The sequence below is a fragment of the Bradyrhizobium sp. genome, assembly GCF_019244115.1.
In the GTDB taxonomy this organism is placed as follows: Bacteria; Pseudomonadota; Alphaproteobacteria; order Rhizobiales; family Xanthobacteraceae; genus Bradyrhizobium.
The window spans coordinates 1-4,664 of the sequence record NZ_JAFATE010000520.1 but is presented as its reverse complement, the minus strand read 5'-3'; the positions used below and the strand labels follow the sequence as shown (position 1 = coordinate 4,664).

Annotated in this window: 5 protein-coding genes; 4 read left to right on the top strand and 1 reads right to left on the bottom strand. The window is 65.2% G+C overall.

The window, feature by feature from the left end; genetic code table 11:
- Positions 1–268 precede the first annotated feature (268 nt).
- The 4 genes from rpe (at position 269) to JOZ76_RS23120 (ending at position 4,210) form a co-directional block, all read left to right on the top strand.
- Entirely contained in the window at positions 269–970 is a 702-nt protein-coding gene (gene rpe, locus JOZ76_RS23135) for a ribulose-phosphate 3-epimerase (RefSeq protein WP_291702252.1), read from the top strand.
- A 23-nt stretch (positions 971–993) separates the two neighbouring features.
- Positions 994–1,479, top strand: a complete 486-nt coding sequence (locus tag JOZ76_RS23130; RefSeq protein ID WP_291702250.1) for an ureidoglycolate lyase — start codon at positions 994–996, stop codon at positions 1,477–1,479.
- Positions 1,480–1,496: 17 nt separating this feature from the next.
- On the top strand, positions 1,497–2,327 hold the full coding sequence (locus JOZ76_RS23125) for a bifunctional allantoicase/(S)-ureidoglycine aminohydrolase (RefSeq protein WP_291702248.1): 831 nt from the start codon (positions 1,497–1,499) through the stop codon (positions 2,325–2,327).
- A 287-nt stretch (positions 2,328–2,614) separates the two neighbouring features.
- Complete coding sequence (locus JOZ76_RS23120) at positions 2,615–4,210, top strand: purple acid phosphatase family protein (RefSeq protein WP_291702246.1); 1,596 nt, start codon at positions 2,615–2,617, stop codon at positions 4,208–4,210.
- Between the two features lie 124 nt (positions 4,211–4,334).
- Here the strand turns inward: JOZ76_RS23120 and JOZ76_RS23115 are convergent.
- Positions 4,335–4,664 (bottom strand): cation:dicarboxylate symporter family transporter (locus JOZ76_RS23115; RefSeq protein WP_291702244.1); only part of this gene is annotated, 330 nt, incomplete at its 5' end.

The window sequence follows — 4,664 nt, the reverse complement described above, 5'->3', positions numbered from 1 at the left end:
CAAGTCCGGACAGGGCAGCAAGGGCAGGTAGCATGGGACACTCCGACAAATACCACGACACTTGGCTCGGCCTTTCCATGGCAAACCCTATGCCATCGCAAAAAATCCAATGAAATCGGGCCTTCGGCCGCTGCTGCGCGATAAAATCCACCGGCAAGAGCTGCCGGTCCCGGCAGAAATTTCCGCCCCGTTGCGGAAGGTGGCTGGCGCGTGTTAGGCGGAAACCGCCGCGCTCCCTTCAGGCCGCGGTTTCAGCCGAAGAAGTGCCATGACCCAAGCGTTCAGCCCTCGTCCCCTCGTCATCGCGCCGTCGATCCTGGCCTCCGACTTCGCAAAACTCGGCGAGGAGGTCCGCGCCGTCGACCAGGCCGGCGCCGACTGGATCCATCTCGACGTGATGGACGGGCATTTCGTGCCGAACATTTCTTACGGCTACGACGTCATCCGCGCGCTGCGTCCGCACACCAAGAAGGTCTTCGACGCGCATCTGATGATCGCGCCCTGCGATCCCTATCTCGAAGCCTTTGCGAAAGCCGGCTGCGACCACATCACGGTGCATGCCGAAGCCGGCCCGCATCTGCATCGCTCGCTGCAGGCGATCCGCGCGCTCGGCAAGAAGGCTGGCGTCTCGCTCAATCCGGGGACGCCGCTGTCCGCCATCGAATATGTGCTCGACATGATCGACCTCGTGCTGGTGATGTCGGTCAATCCGGGCTTTGGCGGACAGGCCTTCATCCCCTCGGCGCTCGGCAAGATCCAGGACTTGCGCGCGATGACCGCCGGGCGCGACATCGACATCGAGGTCGATGGCGGCGTCGCGCCTGACGTCGCAGGAGCGCTCGCGGCGGCCGGCGCCAATGCTTTCGTCGCCGGCTCCGCCGTGTTCAAAGGCGGCACGATGGAGGCCTACCGCACCAACATCGAAGCGATCCGGCAGGCTGCCGCGCTGGCGCGCGGCGAGGCAATCTAGCCATTCATGCAAGCGAACGTCGAATGCATCGTATCGTCCCCTCACCCCTCACCAAGACGGCCTTCGCCCCGTTCGGTGATGTCGTCGAAGCCGACGGCGCCATGCCGATCGAGATCAACCAGGGTTTTGCGACACGCTTCAACCATCTGGCAAACATCGAGGTCACCTCGGGCGGCGCACCCGTCAATATCAGCCTGTTCGACGCCAGGCCGCGCCCGCAGCCGATCGCGATCAAGGTGATGGAGCGCCACCCGCTCGGCAGCCAGCTGTTCTTCCCGCTGCAGGACAAGCCATGGCTGGTGCTGGTCTGCGCCGATCCGCAAGATTTCGACAGCTATCGCGCCTTCACTGCGATCGGCCGCCAGGGCGTCAACTATGCGCGTAATGTCTGGCATCATCCGCTCCTGGTGCTCGGCGAAAACGAGCGCTTCCTGATCGTCGATCGGCCGGGCGGCGGCAATCTCGAAGAAATCTGGCTCGATACACCGTTCGAGCTGGTGACGACGTAAAGCGCGGGAGACAAGAGATGGATCGTCCGACCTATTTTGCTTCCCCCGGAGGCCATCCGCCGCAGACCGACCTGCTCTCGGGACGCGCCGTCTTTACCGAGGCCTATGCCGTGATCCCCCGCGGCGTGATGCGCGACATCGTCACGAGCTATCTGCCGTTCTGGGACAACACCCGGGTCTGGGTGATCGCGCGGCCGCTGTCCGGCTTCGCCGAGACCTTTTCGCAATACATCATGGAGGTCGCACCCGGGGGCGGGAGCGACCAGCCGGAAGCGGACGCGCGGGCAGAGGCCGTGCTGTTCGTGGTCGGCGGCGAGATCGCGCTGACGCTGTCCGGTAAAACGCATCGCATGACCGCCGGCGGCTATGCCTATATCCCGCCGGGGACCGCCTGGACGCTGCGCAACACGGCGGGCGCCGCGGCGACCTTCCACTGGATCCGAAAAGCCTATCACGCGGTGCCGGGACTCGCGGTGCCGGAGGCCTTCGTCACCAACGAAGCCGAGATCGCGCTCGCTCCGATGCCCGACACGCAGGGACGCTGGGCCACGACGCGCTTCGTCGAGCCCACGGACCTGCGCCACGACATGCATGTCAACATCGTCACCCTGGAGCCCGGCGCTGTCATCCCGTTCACCGAGACCCATGTGATGGAGCACGGCCTCTATGTGCTCGAGGGCAAGGCGGTCTACCGCCTCAACCGCGACTGGGTCGAGGTGGAGGCCGGCGACTTCATGTGGCTCAGGGCATTCTGCCCGCAGGCCTGCTACGCCGGCGGCCCCGGCCGCTTCCGCTACCTGCTCTACAAGGACGTCAACCGCCACGTGAACCTGACGCCGTTCGGGTGAGGGTCTTGAGCGCCGTAGCCCATCCCTCGGGACGCATCGCCTCGCGATGCTCCTCGGGATGAGGTCTTGGTCCGAGCGCGAGTCTCAAGCCCTCATGGTGAGGAGCCGCGTCCTTCACGCGGCGTCTCGAACCATGAGGCCCGCGACGGGCGCAGGGAAAAGCGATACGCGGGAATCCCGGATATCGCTTCGCTCATCCGGGCTACACTTGCTGTGGCTCCATCCGCGTTCCCGAACTGTCATGAAAACGCGATAGCCTGTCGCCGTCTCGCAACCGAGCGCCGCCAATGACCAAAGACTCCGAATTCGACCTCGAACTCAGTCGCCGCAAGCTGCTTGCAGCCGCAGGCATCGGCGTCGCGGCTGTGGTGGCGGCGTCCGTCATCCGAACCGGTGGCGCCGAAGCCGCAGCGAGCGAAGCGCCGGCGGCCGATCCGGTAAACACGCCGCCGATCGCGGGGCTGCATCTGCAGTTCGGCGCGGATGCATCGTCCGAGATGGTGGTGTCCTGGCACACGCTGCAGCCCGTGAAAAATCCCCGCGTCGTGCTTGGGCAGCTCGATGGCAAGTTCGAGCAGACGGTCGAGGCGACGCCGGCGAGCTACACCGATGCGAAGCACGGCCGGGTCGTCTACGCCTATCATGCAAAACTCGGCGGACTGCAGGCTGATCACGCCTATCTCTATGGCGCAATGCATGATGGCGCCGAGCCGGAGTTTGCGACTTTTCGCACCGCGCCGCGCGGCCGCGCGCCGCTCAGTTTTACGAGCTTTGGCGATCAGGGCACGCCGACGCTCGGCAAGAAATTCGTGCCGCCGGAGGGCGTGACGATCGCAAATCCGCCTTTCGTGAACGACAATCTCGGCTCGCCGGCGGCGGGCGACACCACGCTCGCCGTGGAGCGGCTGAAACCGCTGTTTCATTTGTTCAACGGCGATCTCTGTTACGCCAATCTGGCCGAGGATCGGGTGCGGACCTGGTGGGATTTTTGGGACAACAACAGCCGCAGCGCGCGCAAGCGTCCCTGGATGCCCTCGGCCGGCAACCACGAGAACGAGCTCGGCAACGGGCCGATCGGCTATCAGGCCTATCAGACCTATTTTTCCGTGCCGGACGCCGCCGGCCAGACCGAGGTCACGCGCGGGCTCTGGTACGCCTTCACGGCGGGCTCGATGCGCGTGATCTCTATCGCCAATGACGACGTCTGCTATCAGGACGGCGGCAATTCCTATGTCCGCGGCTATTCGCAGGGCGCGCAGAAGGCCTGGCTGGAAAAGGAGCTGGCCGCGGCGCGCGACAATCACGACATCGACTGGATCATCGTGTGCATGCACCAGGTCGCGATCTCGACGGCGGACATGTTCAACGGCGCGGATCTCGGCATCCGCGAGGAATGGGTACCGCTGTTCGACAGATATGGCGTCGACCTCGTGGTGTGCGGGCATGAGCATCATTACGAGCGCTCGCACCCGATCCGCGGCCGCGAATCCAACGCCACGCTGACGCCGCTGCCTGCCGCGACCACGACCGACGTGATCGACACCACCAAGGGCACGGTGCACATGGTGATCGGCGGCGGCGGCACTTCCGTGCCGTCGAACCAGCTGTTCTTCAATCCGCCGGCCTGCCGGGTGATCACTGCCGTTGGCGAGGTCGACCCGAAGACGGGCAAGCGTCCGCCCGTCTATGTGAAAGAGCTGGCACCGTGGTCGGCGGTGCGCAACGCGGCGCATGCCTACGGTTTTGCAGCCTTCGCACTCGATCCGGGCACCGAGCGCGGCGGCACCACCACGATCAAGGTCACCTACTACGATGTGGTGGGACCGGACGGCCAGATCGCCCCGTTCGAAACGTTTACGCTGCAGCGCCCGCGACGGGATTAGCCGAGTTGCACTCGTCATGCCCGCGCTTGTCGCGGGCATCCACGTCTTTCTTCCTTTGCGCCCAAAGACGTGGATGGCCGGGACAAGCCCGGCCATGACGACGAGAAAGCGTTCGGCGTCTCCCTCACGCCGGCAGTTCGATCTCCTCCGCCTCGCCGGCGTCGAGCACCTTTTTGGCCTTGGCGAGATCGAGATCGTTCTCCCAGGCCGCGACCACGACGGTCGCGACGCAATTACCGGTCAGGTTGCCGACCGCGCGCGCGATGCCGACGAACCAGTCGACCGACAGCACCAGCACGAGGCCGATCGCGGGGATGGCCGGCACCGCGGACAGCGTCGCCGCCAGGATGACGATGGCAGAGCCGGGAACGCCATGGGCGCCCTTGGATGTGATCAGCGAGACGCCGAGCACCAGCAGCAGATCGCTCATCGCGAGCGGCGTGTTGGTGGTCTG

Excerpts from the sequence above, each read along its gene's own strand:
- JOZ76_RS23125 (WP_291702248.1), top strand. The coding sequence starts at position 1,497 with ATGGATCGTCCGACCTATTTTGCTTCCCCCGGAGGCCATCCGCCGCAG.
- JOZ76_RS23130 (WP_291702250.1), top strand. The coding sequence starts at position 994 with ATGCATCGTATCGTCCCCTCACCCCTCACCAAGACGGCCTTCGCCCCG.
- JOZ76_RS23120 (WP_291702246.1), top strand. The coding sequence starts at position 2,615 with ATGACCAAAGACTCCGAATTCGACCTCGAACTCAGTCGCCGCAAGCTG.
- rpe (WP_291702252.1), top strand. The coding sequence starts at position 269 with ATGACCCAAGCGTTCAGCCCTCGTCCCCTCGTCATCGCGCCGTCGATC.